This is a genomic window from Pseudomonas sp. PDM25, from assembly GCF_019219045.1.
Classification (GTDB): Bacteria; Pseudomonadota; Gammaproteobacteria; order Pseudomonadales; family Pseudomonadaceae; genus Aquipseudomonas.
The window spans coordinates 1-235 of sequence record NZ_JAHUWL010000109.1; the positions used below are offsets into that span (position 1 = coordinate 1).

1 protein-coding gene is annotated in these 235 nt (G+C 49.8%); it reads left to right on the top strand.

Annotated elements, in window-relative coordinates; translation table 11 throughout:
* Positions 1 to 194, top strand: a 194-nt coding sequence (locus KW848_RS31535) for an inovirus-type Gp2 protein (protein WP_218539199.1), incomplete at its 5' end; no start/stop codon positions are given.
* Positions 195 to 235: the final 41 nt, after the last annotated feature.

The window sequence follows — 235 nt, forward strand, 5'->3', positions numbered from 1 at the left end:
TCGAGGAGGCAGAGGGCTTGGTGCATATCCCTGCAAACGCCACATTCCACCTCTCTCAGGATGATTCGGGGGAGATGGATCGATACTTCTATCGGGTCAGTTACCTCTGCAAGGCTGAGACCAAGGAGTACGGTCAGCGATGCCGTGCGTTTGGTTGTAGTAGGGGTAATGAGATGCTGGAATCATATATGTGAGATGAGAGAAGGGGTGAATGGGAAATAAAGGTGATTATGAT